The organism is Nitritalea sp. (assembly GCF_054166705.1).
This window is the reverse complement of record NZ_JBSZCV010000015.1, coordinates 475,977-492,226: the sequence shown is the minus strand read 5'-3', so window position 1 is coordinate 492,226 and position 16,250 is coordinate 475,977. Positions and strand designations below refer to the sequence as shown.

General features: G+C 47.4%; 16 protein-coding genes and 1 tRNA gene. 9 read left to right on the top strand and 8 right to left on the bottom strand.

The window, feature by feature from the left end; translation table 11 throughout:
* Nucleotides 1–110: 110 nt before the first annotated feature.
* The 4 genes from pncA to ACXIT9_RS12065 form a co-directional block, all read right to left on the bottom strand.
* A complete protein-coding gene (gene pncA, locus ACXIT9_RS12080; RefSeq protein WP_458056482.1) occupies nt 111–725 on the bottom strand; it encodes a bifunctional nicotinamidase/pyrazinamidase in 615 nt (204 codons plus the stop codon).
* Between the two features lie 280 nt (nt 726–1,005).
* A complete protein-coding gene (locus ACXIT9_RS12075; protein ID WP_458056481.1) occupies nt 1,006–2,487 on the bottom strand; it encodes a nicotinate phosphoribosyltransferase in 1,482 nt (493 codons plus the stop codon).
* A complete protein-coding gene (locus tag ACXIT9_RS12070) occupies nt 2,484–3,284 on the bottom strand; it encodes a DMT family transporter (RefSeq protein WP_458056511.1) in 801 nt (266 codons plus the stop codon). The genes ACXIT9_RS12075 and ACXIT9_RS12070 overlap by 4 nt, the downstream gene beginning before the upstream one ends.
* A 36-nt stretch (nt 3,285–3,320) precedes the next feature.
* Entirely contained in the window at nt 3,321–4,013 is a 693-nt protein-coding gene (locus ACXIT9_RS12065) for an ABC transporter ATP-binding protein (protein WP_458056480.1), read from the bottom strand.
* A 138-nt stretch (nt 4,014–4,151) separates the two neighbouring features.
* On the opposite strand from ACXIT9_RS12065, the gene sucC reads away from it, so the two are divergent.
* The 3 genes from sucC to ACXIT9_RS12050 all read left to right on the top strand — a co-directional run bounded on the left by sucC (nt 4,152) and on the right by ACXIT9_RS12050 (nt 6,526).
* Nucleotides 4,152–5,363, top strand: a complete 1,212-nt coding sequence (gene sucC / locus ACXIT9_RS12060; protein WP_458056479.1) for an ADP-forming succinate--CoA ligase subunit beta — start codon at nt 4,152–4,154, stop codon at nt 5,361–5,363.
* Nucleotides 5,364–5,416: 53 nt separating this feature from the next.
* Nucleotides 5,417–5,490: transfer RNA gene (locus ACXIT9_RS12055), tRNA-Arg, on the top strand.
* Nucleotides 5,491–5,698: 208 nt separating this feature from the next.
* Nucleotides 5,699–6,526, top strand: a complete 828-nt coding sequence (locus ACXIT9_RS12050) for a universal stress protein (protein WP_458056478.1) — start codon at nt 5,699–5,701, stop codon at nt 6,524–6,526.
* A gap of 204 nt (nt 6,527–6,730) precedes the next feature.
* On the opposite strand, the gene ACXIT9_RS12045 is transcribed toward ACXIT9_RS12050, so the two are convergent.
* Nucleotides 6,731–7,636, bottom strand: a complete 906-nt coding sequence (locus ACXIT9_RS12045) for a DUF3078 domain-containing protein (RefSeq protein ID WP_458056477.1) — start codon at nt 7,634–7,636, stop codon at nt 6,731–6,733.
* Nucleotides 7,637–7,779: 143 nt separating this feature from the next.
* On the opposite strand from ACXIT9_RS12045, the gene ACXIT9_RS12040 reads away from it, so the two are divergent.
* The 4 genes from ACXIT9_RS12040 to ACXIT9_RS12025 all read left to right on the top strand — a co-directional run bounded on the left by ACXIT9_RS12040 (nt 7,780) and on the right by ACXIT9_RS12025 (nt 9,611).
* The gene (locus ACXIT9_RS12040; protein ID WP_458056476.1) at nt 7,780–8,358 is read left to right on the top strand and encodes a DUF4136 domain-containing protein; all 579 of its coding nucleotides are present in this window, start codon (nt 7,780–7,782) and stop codon (nt 8,356–8,358) included.
* Nucleotides 8,359–8,550: 192 nt separating this feature from the next.
* The gene (locus tag ACXIT9_RS12035; RefSeq protein ID WP_458056475.1) at nt 8,551–9,048 is read left to right on the top strand and encodes a hypothetical protein; all 498 of its coding nucleotides are present in this window, start codon (nt 8,551–8,553) and stop codon (nt 9,046–9,048) included.
* A gap of 51 nt (nt 9,049–9,099) precedes the next feature.
* On the top strand, nt 9,100–9,282 hold the full coding sequence (locus tag ACXIT9_RS12030; RefSeq protein ID WP_458056474.1) for a hypothetical protein: 183 nt from the start codon (nt 9,100–9,102) through the stop codon (nt 9,280–9,282).
* 164 nt (nt 9,283–9,446) lie between these two features.
* Nucleotides 9,447–9,611, top strand: coding sequence for a hypothetical protein (locus tag ACXIT9_RS12025; protein WP_458056473.1), 165 nt, complete (start codon nt 9,447–9,449; stop codon nt 9,609–9,611).
* 82 nt (nt 9,612–9,693) lie between these two features.
* On the opposite strand, the gene ACXIT9_RS12020 is transcribed toward ACXIT9_RS12025, so the two are convergent.
* Nucleotides 9,694–11,193: a peptide MFS transporter gene (locus ACXIT9_RS12020; RefSeq protein ID WP_458056510.1), complete on the bottom strand. Its 1,500-nt coding sequence runs from the start codon at nt 11,191–11,193 to the stop codon at nt 9,694–9,696.
* Between the two features lie 346 nt (nt 11,194–11,539).
* Between ACXIT9_RS12020 and pckA the strand changes: the two genes are divergently transcribed.
* Together pckA and ACXIT9_RS12010 are read left to right on the top strand one after the other, a co-directional pair.
* Nucleotides 11,540–13,147, top strand: a complete 1,608-nt coding sequence (gene pckA, locus ACXIT9_RS12015) for a phosphoenolpyruvate carboxykinase (ATP) (RefSeq protein ID WP_458056472.1) — start codon at nt 11,540–11,542, stop codon at nt 13,145–13,147.
* Between the two features lie 303 nt (nt 13,148–13,450).
* Nucleotides 13,451–13,891 carry a peptidylprolyl isomerase gene (locus ACXIT9_RS12010; RefSeq protein WP_458056471.1) on the top strand — a complete coding sequence of 147 codons (441 nt, stop codon included), beginning with the start codon at nt 13,451–13,453 and terminating at the stop codon, nt 13,889–13,891.
* Between the two features lie 245 nt (nt 13,892–14,136).
* On the opposite strand, the gene ACXIT9_RS12005 is transcribed toward ACXIT9_RS12010, so the two are convergent.
* Nucleotides 14,137–15,423 carry a NupC/NupG family nucleoside CNT transporter gene (locus ACXIT9_RS12005; RefSeq protein ID WP_458056470.1) on the bottom strand — a complete coding sequence of 429 codons (1,287 nt, stop codon included), beginning with the start codon at nt 15,421–15,423 and terminating at the stop codon, nt 14,137–14,139.
* 229 nt (nt 15,424–15,652) lie between these two features.
* Nucleotides 15,653–16,249 (bottom strand): bifunctional nuclease domain-containing protein, encoded by a 597-nt coding sequence (locus ACXIT9_RS12000; protein WP_458056469.1) that lies wholly within the window; start codon nt 16,247–16,249, stop codon nt 15,653–15,655.
* Nucleotide 16,250 lies beyond the last annotated feature (1 nt).

Below are 16,250 nucleotides of genomic sequence, written 5' to 3'. Positions count from 1 at the left end.
CCCCCGGGGCAAAAGGTGCTGCTTCGCGCCTCAAAGAAATGAACGAAATGAACAGGCCTAACCTTTTTACCTTCAGCCCTATCTATCGTCGGTCATAGGCCCAGCCGCGCTCAGCCCTGCACATCCGCGCCAGCCTGCTTCATTTCCGCTAGCGCCTGCTGGAAATCTCCAGCATGTAAATTGACCGCACGTGTGCCCGCAATGGGCAGTTGCACCTGATACCCGAGACGGAGCGCATCCAGCACTGTAAATTTAACACAGTAATCCGCTGCCAGGCCAACACATGTAAGTGTGGTGACGCCTATGGATTGTAAATAGCTGTGAAGCCCCGTATCTACGACTTGATTATTATCAAAAAAACCACTGTAACTGTCCACGTCGGGGTTTTGCCCCTTTTGAAAGATGCGCATCCAGCGGCTACGGTCAAGCTCAGGATGAAAATCTGCGCCAACGCTCCCCTGCACACAGTGCACTGGCCAAAGCACCTGCTGCAAGCCCTTCAGTGTGATTACCTCTCCAGGCTGTCGGCCCGAATGATTCGCTGCGAAACTTCCATGATTTTCAGGGTGCCAGTCCTGTGTAGCGATGACAGTCTGAAAGTCCTGCTGCAGCGCGTTGATAAACGGCACAATTTGATCTCCCTCCTGTACGGCTAACGCTCCACCTGGCATAAAATCCAGCTGAGCATCAATGATCAGAAGGGCATGTTTTCCTTTAGCTTCCATATTTTATACTGTTTTTCTTTTGTTCACAACGGCTATTCATAACTTTTCTTCATTTAAGTTCTGAAGCTTATTTTAATTGCTAGACACTAGCCCTAGCCATTTGTTGATCTTCGGCATGGGCTATACACGAGCTACCGCTTTTATCGCCTCAAGAAAACAGGAAGCAAGCTTCATTTCGCCTTAGCTTTTCGCCATCTACCGGCAAAGTAGAAAGTTCCTGCATGCAAAATCTTCTTTAAAAAAGCGATTAGCAGCGCATAGACAATTGGAAAAGCCTTAACTAAAGTTCCTCCCCTTTGGCGCGAAGCACCAACTCATTCCGCAGCTGATACAGATCCCGTTCCAGCCCGAGCGGATACAGGTGGGGATTGATCAAGCGCTTATGCGAGCGATCGAAGGCCGCTAGTTGCTGCTGCGTACGTGCACGAATGGAGTGGATAGTTGGGCGCTGATAGACCAGTTTCCCCGCTTCAAATACGGGTACCAGTAGTTGTATCACCTTTAGCCCCTCCCGCTTTAACTTTTTTCGTCGGGTAGGATCCAGCGGGTCGATGATGGTATAGGTATCGCTTTGGAGCGGAAGGTTTTTTTCTTCGATAAGCATGTCCGCCACAGCTTTCCCCTCTTGAAAGAAGCGCAGAATGCCATGTAAACCGGGGATATTGATTTTCATGCTTTGCTGGGACAGCTTCACCTTCGGCACCCAGTTCCCGTGCATGTCTCGGATCGCCGAAAGCTTGTAGACAGCACCTAAGGCCGGCTGATCGTAAGCCGTCACTAGTTTGGTACCCACTCCCCACACCTGAATAGCTGCTTCTTGTAGTTTAAGCGAGGTGATAATTTGTTCGTCCAGGTCATTAGAGGCCACTACCACGGCATTTGGAAACCCTGCTTCATCCAGCAAGCGCCGGGCTAGCTGGCTATAGTAAGCTAGATCTCCTGAATCGATGCGGACCCCTTGCATTTCATAGCCCCTTTCCCGTAGCTCCCGTCCCACGGTGATCGCATTGCGCACCCCTTGCTCCGTATCGTAGGTATCCACCAGAAAGGTGCAGGTATCGGGAAAAGAAGCCGCATACGCGCGGAAAGCCTCCAGTTCCGAATCGAAGGACATGATCCAGCTGTGGGCATGCGTGCCGCTCACAGGAATACCGAAAAGCTTGCCTGCCATCACGTTACTAGTGGCATCACAACCGCCGATGTAGGCTGCGCGACTGGCGGCGAGCGCTCCATCGATGCCCTGTGCCCTGCGCAGGCCGAATTCCAGTACTTTATCCCCTTTCGCGGCGTGCTTGATACGCGCCGCCTTTGTTGCGATGAGCGTTTGGAAATTAAGGATATTCAGTAAGGGCGTTTCGAGAAGTTGACACTGCACCAGTGGCCCACGCACCCGCACTAGCGGCATGTAAGGAAAGACCACCGTCCCCTCCTCCACCGCTTCGATGGTACAGGAAAAGGAAAGCGCTTCCAGGTACTGGATAAATCCGCTTTCAAATGTGGGCGTACCGTCTGCTTTGCGCTGCGCCGCCAGATAGGCCAGGTCCCCGGCGTCAAAGCGAAAGTTTGCGCAGAAATCGAGGACATAATCCAGGCCCGCTGCCACGGTAAAGCCCCCTTGGAAAGGGTTTTTACGAAAGTACAGGGTAAAAACAGCTTCACGCTCCGCCTTTCCTGCCTGCCAGTAGGCATAGGCCATGCTAAGCTGGTAATAGTCGGTGAGCAGGGACAGTGAGCCCTGGTAGAGGTCTTGGGTTATCTTCATTTTTTTACCGTCAGGAGCACGCCTAGGAGCACCATCCCCATCCCCACATAGGTGACGAGGTTATAGGTCTCCCCGAAAACCAGGAAGCCAAAGCCCAGGGCGTACACGATACTGATATAGGTTAAACTCGAAATCTTGGATAAGTTCCCGTGCTGATAGGCTAGGGTCATAAAATACTGTGCGAACTGCGTCAGCAGGCCGATGGCCAAAAGGACTGCCCAGTCCCAGCCGGTGGGCGGCACCCAAAAGAAATAGCTGAGCAGGCCTGCGATCGGGATGGTCACCAGGGGGAAGTAAAACATAATGACCAGCGGGTGTTCACTTCCTTTTATCAGGCGAATAACATTATACGCCACTGCCATGCCGATGGTGGCGATCAGGCCGATGGCCAAATCCAGCGGAGAGATCCTGGGGTCGAAACCTTGGATGAGGAGCACCCCGGCAAAGGAGAGGCCAAAAAAGAAAAACTGCTTAGGGGATAGCCGCTCCTTCACCACCCAGATCCCGAGCACACTGGTGAGAATCGGAGCGATGTAGTTAATGGTTACGGCGGACGCCAAAGGGATACGCTGCAAGCTGTAGAAAAAGAAAATTAGGCCTACAGAGCCGGCCAAACCACGTAAGAGCAGCAGCCGACGTCGGGTGCCAAGAACAGGGACTCTTTGCTTTTTAAGCCAGAAAAAGGTGATGCCGAAGCTAAGTACGGAGCGAAAAAGAATAATTTCAATGGCTGGAATATGGGGGATGAGTTTCACAGACACATTCATACAGGCAAACAGAAAACCTGCCAGAAGCATGTGTTGGACACTTTTTGCGGGCATGGGTATAGGGGCTTAGCTTAGGCCAGAGCCTTGGTGAGGGATATTCGAGACATCGCTGAGCAGCCTGCCGTCCTGCATGGTCAGGGTGCGGTCTGCCATCAGGGCTAGCTCGGGGTTATGGGTCACGATGACAAAAGTTTGCCGAAAGGCATCACGAAGGGTGAAGAAAAGTTGATGCAAGGCATCTGCAGAGACCGAGTCCAGATTACCACTCGGCTCATCTGCGAAGATGATGGCAGGATCGTTTATCAGTGCGCGTGCTACCGCGATGCGCTGCTGCTCCCCACCGCTGAGGGCGGCGGGCTTATGGTCTAACCGCTTTTCTACGCCGAGGATGCTGGCTAGTTCACGCGCTTTTTTAGCCAGTTCAGCTGGCTTTTTTCCAGCGATCATGCCGGGTAGCAGCATGTTTTCCTCGGCAGTAAACTCAGGAAGTAAATTATGAAACTGAAAAATAAAGCCAATATGTCGGTTACGGAAGGCGGCCAGCGCATCCCCTTTTAAAGCGTGTAATTCCTGATCCAGCAGACGTACGCTGCCCTTATCAGGCTGATCGAGCGTCCCTAACAAATGCAGCAGGGTAGATTTCCCTGCTCCCGAAGCTCCTACGATGGAGACCACCTCGCCTTTTTGGATGCTAACATCCACACCCTTAAGCACATGTAAGTCACCATAGAATTTTTCGACACCGATCGCCTGCAACATGCCTCTAAACTTTTTTTAAAAATACGTTTAATTCACTGAAAGAACGGTCAAAAATCGGACATATTTAGTAAAAAGACGAAACTAAACCTTGAAATTTCAAGGGGACTGACTTATCTTCGAGCAAAAATTTTTACTAGGATGAACATACACGAATATCAAGCAAAAGAAGTATTAAAGGGTTACGGCGTCCGCATTCAAGAGGGCATCGTGGCTGAAACTCCGGAGGCCGCCTTAGAGGCTGCGAAACAGTTGAATGCGGCTACGGGTACTTCCTGGTACGTATTGAAGGCGCAGATTCATGCTGGAGGCCGTGGTAAGGGTCAGATTCAGGAGACAGGATCTAACGGTGTCGTATTAGCTAAGAAGCTGGAAGATGTAGCAGAAAAGGCGAAAAACATCTTAGGAGGCACACTGGTAACGCATCAGACAGGACCTGAGGGTAAAAAAGTAAGTAAAATCCTCATCGCTGAAGATGTTTACTACCCGGGTGACTCCGAGCCGAAGGAATACTATTTATCTATTTTGCTTGATCGTGCGAAAGGCTGTAATGTTATCATGGCTTCTACTGAAGGAGGTATGGACATCGAAGAGGTAGCCGAAAAGACTCCGGAGAAAATCATTAAGGAGTGGATCGATCCTAAAGTAGGTTTACAAGGTTTCCAGGCACGCAAGGTAGCTTTCAAGCTTGGCCTGAGCGGAAATGCTTTTAAAGAGATGGTGAAGTTTATCAGCGCACTGTACCGTGCATACGAAGCGACAGATTCTTCTCAGTTCGAAATTAACCCTGTGTTAAAGACTTCTGACGACAAGATTTTAGCCGTAGATGCCAAGGTAAACTTGGATGACAATGCACTATACAGACAACCGAAGTTAGCCGAGCTACGTGATTTAGCAGAAGAGGATCCATTAGAAGTAGAAGCCGGCAAGTCTGGCTTGAACTACGTGAAACTCGATGGAAATGTAGGTTGTATGGTAAACGGCGCTGGCTTAGCTATGGCGACGATGGATATGATCAAGCTTTCGGGTGGTGAGCCGGCTAATTTCCTCGATGTGGGGGGAGGTGCGAATGCGACTACGGTAGAAGCAGGGTTCAGAATTATTCTACAGGATCCAAATGTGAAAGCGATCTTGATTAATGTATTCGGAGGCATTGTACGCTGCGATAGAATCGCAAACGGTGTGGTAGAAGCCTATAAATCAATTGGTGACATTCGCGTGCCGATCATCGTTCGTCTTCAGGGCACGAATGCGGAAGAAGGTGCTCGCATCATCGATGAGTCTGGACTGAAAGTTTTCTCTGCGATTACACTGAAAGAAGCAGCAGAAAAAGTAAAAACAGCTATTGCCTAATTCAAATTAAGGCGTAATTTTGCAGGGCAATTCGGAAAGAATTGCCTTTTGCTGCGCCTGTAGTTCAACTGGATAGAATATCGGATTTCGGCTCCGACGGTTGAGGGTTCGAATCCTTCCGGGCGCACTTAAAGCGTGTAGTACATGTACTGCACGCTTTCTTTTTGTTTACAAATATCCTTGGGTAGTTACTCGGAAGATATAGGTGGAAGCTATAGGAAGACACTGATTTTTATCGTATTTTTAACTGATCTCCATCAGGATTTTTACGCTGCTCTTTAGCCTATCTTTGTAGGAGAACGGTTTCAGCCTATCACAAACTAACCCAATAGCTCATGATTAAATTAGTAGTTCCAGTAGACTTTTCTACTTTTTCCTTGAAAGCACTAAGCTTTGCCACTCCTTTAGCCAAGAAGTTAGACGCTGCTCTACTCTTAGTACATGTTATGCATGTTCCGATGCACTGGGAAAAGTTAGATGCTAGCCAGCGCAGCCATTACGCAGAGGTGGAGGCAGACTTAAACCTAGCGGCAGAAAAGTTAGAAGGCCTGCGAAAGACGGTGGCCGAAGCAGGCGTGCAGGTAGAAACACAGCTAAAGACCAATTCTGGAAAAGATAAAATTTACACCTTCATCGAAGCAGAACAGGCAGACCTCGTCGTAATGGGCTCGCATGGCAGTTACGGCTTCAAGGAGCATGTGCTCGGCACGAACACCTACAGTGTGCTCAGAAGGCTTCAAGTGCCTGTCTTGGTCGTTAAGGAAGATAGCACAGAGAGCAACTTAGAACGTGTCTGCATCGCCACTGATCTACGAGAGGCTTCTGGGCCTGCCTTTAGTCGCCTTGAGAAAGTTTTAGAGGCCTTACACGTAAAAATGGACTTGCTTTTCGTAAATACCCCAAATCACTTTATGGAAACGCGCGATATCGAGGCCTTAGCTGCGGATTTCACGACACGCTTTGGCCAGTATGCGCATACCCTGCATATTATAGACGCCTTTAAGGAGGAAAGAGGAATAGCCTACTTCGTCGAAAAAGGACGATATGATGCGGTCGCTGTCATTACTTCAGGTAAATCAGACTTGAGACAATACTTCTCCCCAAGTATAACCGAAAACCTCATCGCCCAAGTAGATTTCCCCGTACTGAGTATCAAAGGGTAAAAAAAGAATCGAAACAGTGGCACAGAGAAGGGAGGCGATACGCATCCCTTTTTTTGTCGTTTAGCCCCAAAAAAAAGCAGAGAAAACTCCTCTGCCTTTATCTGAAAACTAAACCAACTATTATTTAACTACCACAATTATAACAAAAATAATTATAAAAAAAGAATTTCAAAATATTTTTGTCTCCAAAATCGTCAGTTCGCCTTATTTATTCGAAACCTTAAAGAGTAAACCTAAAGCTAAGGCCTGCGAAAACTGAATGTCCGGATCTACATCGAAATCATAAACATTAATACTGGTAAAGGTGACATCCACGTATTTTGTGATATTCGCGATAATAGTCAGATCAAGTCTATGATCGATTTTCTGAAGCGAAAGCGTCTCATAGTTGGCAAACATTTGGTAACGGGTCTGGATACGTAAGTTATCCGAAATTTTCTTGTTGTAGGTCAAGAAAATCTGTGCAGCTGCAAATTCAGTCCGTAACCTTCTGCCGGGCTCCACGCCATAGTTAGCAGGGAAAGTTTGAAAGAGCGTGGCATCCCGTACTACCGTTAAACGCGGAGAGAAGGGCGAAAGTCTTAGTGCGAACTCTTGATTCGGTTTGTATTCCGCACCGATCGCTCCCGTGATGAAGGCTGGCGCAAAAAATCGGCTAATTAAGACGGGCTCATCTCCTCTAAAATCGAACCCATCTGCTGCTTGTGTAATAAGGTTAAAAGCCCCGAAGTAAGACCATTTTTCTGAAAAGCGTAACCCAAGCTTGGAATCCAAGAAAATTCGATCATTCGCCTTGCGGGTTTCTTCTCCCTCATTTCGAACTACCCCATAGATAAACTCAAACTGGTTATCGAAGGTCAACTTTCCTTTGGCGTAGTTGGCGTTCGCCTGAACGATGGTTCCCAGCGCGATGGTGTTCACCCCTCCTGCGGCCCAGTTGCCACTGAAGGCTGCTTGATTAAAGTTAAAACCAAGGCTGAGATTAGAGGTCCAGTAGGTCGTGTCTTGTCCGGCTGGAATTTCCTCTTCGGTGGAAGCATTGTCATCTTGGGCAGCAAGTAAGCCCGTCAAAAGCATAAGCATACAGGTAAACAATAGTGACTTTTTCATATAGGAAATAGCTTAAATAAAACAAGTAGGCAATATAAGTCATTATATTTAGGGGGTAAAAGGAAATTGATCCTAAAAATGTGACTGGAGTCAAAACATCACCCCTGTCCTTTTTCGTATGTAGCTTGTAACACATCCAATTTATGTTTAGAACCACATATCTGCTTTGGTTAGGAATATGCCTGCTGTCTGCCTCTTGTTCTAGTATCGACATTTTTAAAGAAAAAACCGAAATTCCTCCCTACGGAACGTATAAAAGTTTTGTCATCGTCAATCAGGAAACAGGCTTTCGGGCGTTTAATAATGAGTTTTATGATGAACTCATCGTCGTCGAGCTACAGCGGCACCTAGAAAATGCGGGGCTGCGTTACGATAAAGATAAGCCAGATCTTATCATTCGCTTCGGTAGTAATGAGGATCCACGACAAAAGGAAATCATCAATAACCCTGGCATGATGCCCATGTGGGGCATGCGGATGTGGGCTTGGGATCCCTTTATGTTCAACCCCATGATGATGCCACAGAATTTTAACAACTCCCGCATGCGGAATTATGAGCTCATGCAGCTTATCGTGGACTTCATCGACCCGAAGCAAGAAAAGTACCTGCTACGTGTCACGGCTGTGACAGAAGTTCAGTCTGACAAAGAAAAAAAGAGACGATTGATTAAAAGCACCGATAAAGTCGTGAAGACCTATCAGCAGCACCTCGTTCAGCGCTAAAAACCTACGAACCTACGTTTACCTCAAGCTATTCGTAAACTGAAACTCATGTACAAAATCGATCTATTCGTTTCTGAGGTATAAAACATTTGGCAGCGAATTCTTTCTTCCAACCATTTAGCTGTATATTTAAAAAAAAGTAACGGCAAACTTTCCCATAGGCTAGTTTGTTATCATGAAAAATTAAGTATCATGGCAAGAGCAAGTTTAACCTTAATACACGCATTCCGAAAGACGATTCAAAAATTAAAGCAAGGGGCTGCTTATCAGTGGGGCCATATGGGAGCCTGTAACTGTGGAAATCTAGCACAGGAACTCTGTTCTCTCTCTAAGGGTGAAATCCATGCCTTCGCGATGCAAAAACATGGAGACTGGAATGAGCAACTTATCGACTACTGTCCTACCTCAGGCTATCCGATGGATCTCATGATCCAAAAAATGCTGGAGGAAGGATTGACTCTCGATGAGCTGGGGCACCTGGAGCGCCTCTCGGATCCGAAGGTCCTTGCAGACATTCCTTTCGAGCGTAGAATGAAATTGGAAAAAAACCGAAAAGAAGATGTTCTCCTTTACATGGAAACGTGGCTACGCCAACTGGAGTCAGCATGGACACAGGCGCAAGCGCTTCCTGACTTCTCAGAGGTAAGCTCGAAAAAAGTAGAAAAAGAAACTGACAAGGTATTGGTGTAACGCTATATTTTCCCTTAATTCGCGCCGTATTTAACGCTTAATGCACATTTTATGGATGAATTCGAAGACGATTTCGACTTGTTCGAAGATGAAGATGAGGAGTTGGATTTAGAAATGGACATGGACTTCGATGAAGATGTCTATGACCTCGAAGACGACAGCGACTTAGGTGAGGATGGCTTCTTGGAATTTGATGACGAGGAGTTGGAGGAAGAGGACGACGAGTTATTCTGAATCAGTTTTCTTTGGCCTAGGCCAAAGAAAGGTAAGCAGAAAGCGAGCGGCGAAACCAGGAACAAAGCGAGGTGAATAACTTCGCTTTTTTTCATGCCTGATTTTGCGGCGTAACCCTTCTGTATTATCTTGCGTAAAATTTACTAAACAAAGCATTTACGACTATGTTACTTCAAATATTCAGCTCTCCGATCGAATCAGGTGCACAGCTTTTCATTCTAATCGTGTGTATCCTCCTCGGCTTAGGCGCAGGTATTTCTGCTGTCGATTTTAGAAAAACGGTATTAAAACCGGAAGATGAAGAAGAAGACAAGAAACAAAAGGCGTAAGTTAAAAGCCTTTTTGCAAATAAAAAAAGCCTCCTTTTCAGGAGGCTTTTATTTTTTTATAACCTATTTGATCCAAATGGTGCTAATGCACATCGCCCATCAGCTTGCGAATCGGCTTAGCGAATAGCAACAGTACCACTCCGGCGCCTACTAGCGTATATACGATCAGCATGTATTGCGCGGGCATATTCGCGAGTGCCTCAGCAGAACCTCCAGAAGCCTCTCCTGCAATCTGCCCAGCCACTAGATTACCCAGTGATACGGATAGGAACCAGATTCCCATCATTTGTCCACCGTAGGACTTGGGCGCCAGCTTGGTCACTAAACTTAAACCTACAGGAGAAAGACTAAGCTCCCCGAAAGTATGCAGCATATAGGTGATGATCAACCAAGTTGGCGCTGCTAATTCACCAGCAGCGGCTATTTTAGCTGCAAAGTACATGACAAAGAAACCTGCACCAGCCAAAAGAAGCCCGAAAGCGAACTTCAAGGGAGAAGAAGGCTCCAGTTGCATGCGTCCTAAATGCACCCAAAGCGCCCCGAAAATCGGTGCAAAAAGAATGATGAACATACTATTCACCGACTGAAAATAACCGGCAGGAATTTCCCACCCGAAGACAGTTCGATCTGTGAAGCGCTCTGCGAAGAGATTTAGAGTAGAACCCGCTTGTTCGAATCCAGACCAAAAGAAGACGGAGAAAACGAACAAAATGAAAATTACACCTACTTTCTTCTTTTCATCTACCGTGAGGCCACCGAGGAAAAAGACATACCCTAGATACAAAATGGCTACGGTCAGGATGGTATACTTAGAAAACTCGGCTAAGACATACACATTAATAGGGATAAGACCACCTAGACTCACTCCTGTAGCTATAACTAAAACGAGCACCATGCCTATCAACCAGCGCTGCATGCGCTTCTTTTCGGCTTGACCTTGGGTACCTGTGAAGGTAACGGCCTCTCCTACACCATCAAGATGATGTCCAGTAAGTTTAAACTGGAAAAGCCCGATTAGCATACCCAGGCCTGCTAAGCCAAATCCCAGGTGCCAGTCATATACAGCAGCGGTGCTACAGGCGATCGGAGCGATAAGTGCGCCGATGTTTATGCCCATATAAAAGATAGAAAATCCGGCGTCCCGCTTGCTGCTGTTCGTCGGATAAAGCTGCCCCACGATGGAGCTGATATTCGGCTTCAGTAAGCCTGTACCAATGACGATGAGTACCAATCCTAGGTAGAAGGACAGCGTATCTAAAGGGACCAATGCCGTTTTCGGTCCTTCTAAAGGGGCAATCCACTCATAAAGTCCCGGAATGGCCATGGTAAAGTGCCCTATCGTGATAATAATCCCTCCATAATAGACCGACTGCTTGAGCCCGAGCAGTTTATCTGCCACCCAACCGCCGGGAAGAGCGAGGAGGTAAACACCCATAGTGTAAAGTCCATAGATGGCACCCGAAGTTTTATCATCGAAGCCCAATCCCCCCTCTACGATGGCTGTCGTCATGAATAAAATCAATAAGGCACGCATGCCATAATAGCTGAAACGCTCCCACATTTCTGTAAAAAAGAGCGTCATAAGGCCCTTAGGATGACCAAAACGAGTAGGGCCATCGTATAAATCGGCGCCTACGTCCTTTAAGACACGATCCGGAATTTTTTCCACTTACTCTGTATTTTAATAAAAACCAATAAAATACAATGATAACATTTTTTTAATGAACGGAGGACTTCAAGAAGAAATCACCTTACAAAAAACATAAATTGATGAAAAAGACAGAACTAAACAGAATTTTTTAACTATGTTAATTTAGCGAAATACAGTTACGAAATCGATTGAAAACGCAAATTTCTTCTTTTTTTGCCCGTAGATATCAGCATTGTTGCCTATCTTTGAATGGTGTTATTAATCCAAACAAAAAAATATGATCGCGCAGAACCTTGAGCTCAACTCTTCAGACAAGAGCTTATCTGCCCTCGGCATCAAGACGGCAGGTAAAGTTTTTTTGAATCTCACACCGGCCGAGCTGGTGGAGCACGCATTAGCGAATAACGAAGGTGTGTTAACAGACACCGGGGCTTTAATGTCCGATACCGGTGAATTTACCGGACGGTCTCCTAAAGATCGCTTTATTGTTAAAGATAGCAAAACTGCGGACAGTGTATGGTGGGGAGATATCAACATCCCCTTTGAAGAAGAAAAGTTCGAGCAGCTGCATCAAAAAATGCTTGCGTACCTCGAAGACAAGCAGCTCTATATCCGCCAAGCCTATGCAGGCGCAGATCCAAACTATCGCCTCAACCTGACCGTAGTGAATACCTTGGCGTGGCAGAACCTGTTTTGCTATAACATGTTCTTACGGCCGTCTGCTGAGGAACTGGTAGACTTCCCTTCGGATTTCACTATCCTCTGTGCTCCTGGATTCCAAGCGGACCCTGAGGTGGATGGCACCCGCCAGAAAAACTTCGCGATCCTCAACCTCTCCAAGCGCATGATCCTTATCGGCGGTACCGCTTATGCAGGTGAAATGAAGAAAGGGATCTTCTCTGTATTGAACTACGTGCTTCCTCATGAGCGTAATACGCTCTCCATGCACTGCTCAGCTAATGTTGGAAAAGAGGGTGATGCCGCTATTTTCTTCGGTCTATCCGGAACAGGGAAAACGACCCTTTCCGCTGACCCGAACAGAGGACTTATCGGAGACGATGAACATGGTTGGACAGATAAAGGTATATTCAACTTTGAAGGTGGCTGTTACGCCAAAGTGATCGATCTTAGCCGTGAAAAAGAGCCAGAAATCTGGGATGCCATTAAATTCGGCGCTATCGTAGAAAATACACGCTTCCTGCCTGGCACACGCACGGTGGATTATACCAATAATTCCGTCACGGAAAATACACGTACCGCCTATCCCATTCACCATATCTCGAATGCAGTAGAACCCTCTCGTGCGGGTATCCCGAAAAACATCTTCTTTCTCACCGCAGATGCTTTCGGCGTGATCCCTCCCATATCACGCTTGAATAAAAGCCAAGCCATGTATCACTTTATCTCGGGCTACACCGCGAAAGTAGCCGGTACAGAAGTAGGTATTACAGAACCGAAAACCACCTTCTCCGCTTGCTTTGGCGCAGCCTTCCTCCCCCTTCACCCGACAGCTTACGCGACGCTCTTCGGCGAGAAAATGGAACAGCACGACGTTAAAGTATGGTTAATTAACACGGGTTGGACTGGAGGTCCTTATGGCATCGGATCACGTATGAAACTTAAATATACACGTGCTATGATCACAGCAGCCTTAGAAGGAGCCTTAGATAACGTAGGCTACCGTCAGCACTCTGTGTTCGGCGTAGGTATTCCTGAAACCTGCCCGAATGTTCCTGACGAAGTGCTCAGCCCACGAGCGACCTGGGAGGATAAAGAAGCCTACGATAAAAAAGCACGTGAACTCGGCGCAGCCTTTATCCAAAACTTCGAAAAGTACGCGGCCGGCGCCAGCGCTGACATCCTCGCGGGTGCACCGAAGGTATAAGACTCTTTTCCCGACACTTTAACGGGACTAACTGATAAAATAGCATAGGAGAAAGCTCCTTCAAGCATGCGCCTACTTCCCTCAGAAGTAGGCGCTTTTTTTAGGCTGCCCCTACCCCATCGCCAGGTCACGCTAGTGCCTTGAAAACTCTAGCTAGCCAAGCGGCAGCTCCTTCGGTGGGCACTTTAAAAGCCCCCCTTCGGCTAGCTACCTGCAGAGAGAGAGAAGCTGCCTGCCAACAGTTTTCGTAAAAACACTTCGCAAGGTTGAAAAATAGGCTAAATTTGCATAAAATTTTATTCTATGAAAATCGCAGAAATACATACCGCTAAAGGCCTCATGAAAGTGAGCTTTTTCGAAAAAGACGCCCCGAAAGCCGTAGAGAACTTCATCAATTTATCCGAATCGGGCTTTTATGATGGCCTTACCTTCCACCGCGTCATCCCGAACTTTGTGATTCAAGGTGGCTGCCCGAATGGCGATGGAAGAGGCGGACCTGGTTACACGATTCCTTGTGAGCTTACAGGCGACAATCAGTACCACGATAAGGGGGTGCTCTCTATGGCACATGCAGGCAGAAACACAGGAGGAAGCCAGTTTTTCATTTGTCACAGCAGAGATAATACCAGCCACCTCGACCGTAATCATACTTGCTTCGGAAAAGTATTCGAAGGCCTGGAAGTTATCGACGCCATCCGTCAGGGAGATAAAATCGAAAAAATCGTCATCACGGAGCAGGCGTAAGCACCTACTTTCTGGGACTTAAAGGACTGCCTTTGACAAGTGGCTGCGGCCCCCAAAGTGATTGCGGCGTCCAAAAAGAGCGAAAAGACGTAAAATACAGCACCTGGCGCGCCGGTGGAGGCCACCAAAACAAAAACACCTGGAGAAAAACGTTTTCTGTTCGTCTCCAGGTGTATTTTTTGGCCCCTGGGCCAAAGAAAGGGCGAAACGCAGCCAGCACAAAGCTGCTTCAAGCTCCTAACCCCTTAAGCGATCAGTGCACCGGCTACAGTAGCGGTCATCATGCAGGCTAGCGTGGCAGCCAGAAGTGCACGCATTCCCAGTTTGGAGAGATTCCCCTGCTGGCTCGGTGCGATGGAACCGATACCTCCCACCTGGATGGCAATCGAGCTAAAATTCGAAAAACCACAGAGGGCATAGGTGGCGATCACCACAGACTTTGGGTTTAAACTATCTGCCGCTTTCATGTCTGCCAAACTTAGGTAGGCCACAAATTCATTAATGACCGTTTTCTGTCCGAGCAAGGACCCCACCTGGAGCGTATCCTGCCATTCCACGCCGATCACCCACGCGAAAACACGAAATATCTGCCCCAGAAGATACTCCAGAGAAAAGCCCTGGAAGGCACCATTTGTGGAGCTCATCACCCAAGCGTTTAACCCGGTCCACTCCCCGATAAGACCCGAGAGGAGATAGTTGATGGCCGCGATCACTGCAATAAAAGCGAGCAACATTCCCCCTACATTTAAAGCAAGCTTCAGTCCTTCAGAAGCACCGATTGACATCGCATCGATGAGATTGACCCCCATATTTTCTTGGTTGACCTCCAGCCGATCGTTCACAAGACTACCTTTTTCTAAGGGGATCATGATTTTCGCCATCACGATCGCAGCAGGTGCATTCATGATGGACGCACCGAGCAGATAGGCCGCAAATCGGCTTTGCTCCTCGAGCGAATCCCCACCTAAAAAGGCCACATAACCTGCCAGTACACCCCCTGCGATGGTGGCCATGCCTCCCGTCATCAAGCACATAAGCTCCGAGCGATTCATCGTGGGGATAAAAGGCCGCACGAGCAAAGGGGCTTCTGTTTGGCCAAGAAAAATATTTCCTGCCGCAGAAAGACTCTCGGCACCAGACAAGCGCATGGTACGGGACATGACCCAAGCGATCCCGAAAACCACCTTTTGGAGCACTCCCAAATAGTATAGACCTGCAGAAACTGTGGAAAAAAAGATAATCGTAGGAAGTACCTGAAAAGCAAAAATAAAACCATAGCTGTTAGTCGCCAAGTCCCCAAAAATAAATTGTGCCCCCTCAGCAGAGAAACTTAAGAACTTCACAAAGCCTCCGGATAGCCCGGCAAACAACTGCGCCACAAAACCCACTTGCGTAATCAGCACCCCGAAAATGACTTGGAGCACCACTCCTATGCCTACCAAACGCCAATCGACGGCGCGTTTATTCGATGAAAACAACAAGGCGACGCCTAAAAGCACCACGATGCCAATCAGTCCTCGTACTAGGTCCATGTATTTCTTGCTATCTGGTTCGGGCGGCACTGCCTGGCCAAGGAAAAAACCCGATGTGAATTAAAGGGTTAAAATTACAGAATAAGCGCGAATAAAAGCCATTATTTAAGGATTTTAGCACATGAAATTCCTAAAATATTCGCGCATTCCCCTGCGGGGAAATAAAAAATCCCACAGTATGTCGTAAACATACTGTGGGAATATCGGGACACCTTAGGTGCCACAGGCTTTAACCCTGTCTTCTATTTAGTTCATCACGAATTTTCGCCGCTTTTTCGTAGTCTTCTTTCTCTAGTGCATCCTGTAGCATCTGATTCAACTTATCCAAGCTGAAATCAGAAAAGCCAGATTTAGGTTTAGCGCTGCTCGCACGCGAACGCTTCGGCCGCACAGTGGAATCTGGTTCACCCTCATCCACGACCTCTACACCCGCCTCTGAAAGCACTTTTTTCACACAGTAAATTTGCGCATTAAAACGCACTGCGATAGCCACAGCATCCGAGGGACGGGAATCAATTTCATAGGTTTTGCCGTCTTTCATGCAGACGATTTTACTGTAAAAAACCCCCTCCGAAAGATCTGTAATCAGCACATGATCCACTTTATACTGAAATGCTGCCGCAAAGGAGCGAAATAAATCATGCGTCATCGGCCTGTTCGGCACGATATGATCCAGCTCGATCGCAATCGCCTGCGCCTCATTTAAACCGATCACTATTGGTAAGCGGATATGTGAACCCACTTCCTTTAAAACCAATGTGAATGAGCCCGATTGGCTGTTGTTTGTTGATACCCCTACTATTTCTAAAGCTACTGCGTTATCCACG

Excerpts from the sequence above, each read along its gene's own strand:
- pncA (WP_458056482.1), bottom strand. The coding sequence starts at position 725 with ATGGAAGCTAAAGGAAAACATGCCCTTCTGATCATTGATGCTCAGCTG.
- ACXIT9_RS12075 (WP_458056481.1), bottom strand. The coding sequence starts at position 2,487 with ATGAAGATAACCCAAGACCTCTACCAGGGCTCACTGTCCCTGCTCACC.
- ACXIT9_RS12070 (WP_458056511.1), bottom strand. The coding sequence starts at position 3,284 with ATGCTTCTGGCAGGTTTTCTGTTTGCCTGTATGAATGTGTCTGTGAAA.
- ACXIT9_RS12065 (WP_458056480.1), bottom strand. The coding sequence starts at position 4,013 with ATGTTGCAGGCGATCGGTGTCGAAAAATTCTATGGTGACTTACATGTG.
- sucC (WP_458056479.1), top strand. The coding sequence starts at position 4,152 with ATGAACATACACGAATATCAAGCAAAAGAAGTATTAAAGGGTTACGGC.
- ACXIT9_RS12050 (WP_458056478.1), top strand. The coding sequence starts at position 5,699 with ATGATTAAATTAGTAGTTCCAGTAGACTTTTCTACTTTTTCCTTGAAA.
- ACXIT9_RS12045 (WP_458056477.1), bottom strand. The coding sequence starts at position 7,636 with ATGAAAAAGTCACTATTGTTTACCTGTATGCTTATGCTTTTGACGGGC.
- ACXIT9_RS12040 (WP_458056476.1), top strand. The coding sequence starts at position 7,780 with ATGTTTAGAACCACATATCTGCTTTGGTTAGGAATATGCCTGCTGTCT.
- ACXIT9_RS12035 (WP_458056475.1), top strand. The coding sequence starts at position 8,551 with ATGGCAAGAGCAAGTTTAACCTTAATACACGCATTCCGAAAGACGATT.
- ACXIT9_RS12030 (WP_458056474.1), top strand. The coding sequence starts at position 9,100 with ATGGATGAATTCGAAGACGATTTCGACTTGTTCGAAGATGAAGATGAG.
- ACXIT9_RS12025 (WP_458056473.1), top strand. The coding sequence starts at position 9,447 with ATGTTACTTCAAATATTCAGCTCTCCGATCGAATCAGGTGCACAGCTT.
- ACXIT9_RS12020 (WP_458056510.1), bottom strand. The coding sequence starts at position 11,193 with ATGACGCTCTTTTTTACAGAAATGTGGGAGCGTTTCAGCTATTATGGC.
- pckA (WP_458056472.1), top strand. The coding sequence starts at position 11,540 with ATGATCGCGCAGAACCTTGAGCTCAACTCTTCAGACAAGAGCTTATCT.
- ACXIT9_RS12010 (WP_458056471.1), top strand. The coding sequence starts at position 13,451 with ATGAAAATCGCAGAAATACATACCGCTAAAGGCCTCATGAAAGTGAGC.
- ACXIT9_RS12005 (WP_458056470.1), bottom strand. The coding sequence starts at position 15,423 with ATGGACCTAGTACGAGGACTGATTGGCATCGTGGTGCTTTTAGGCGTC.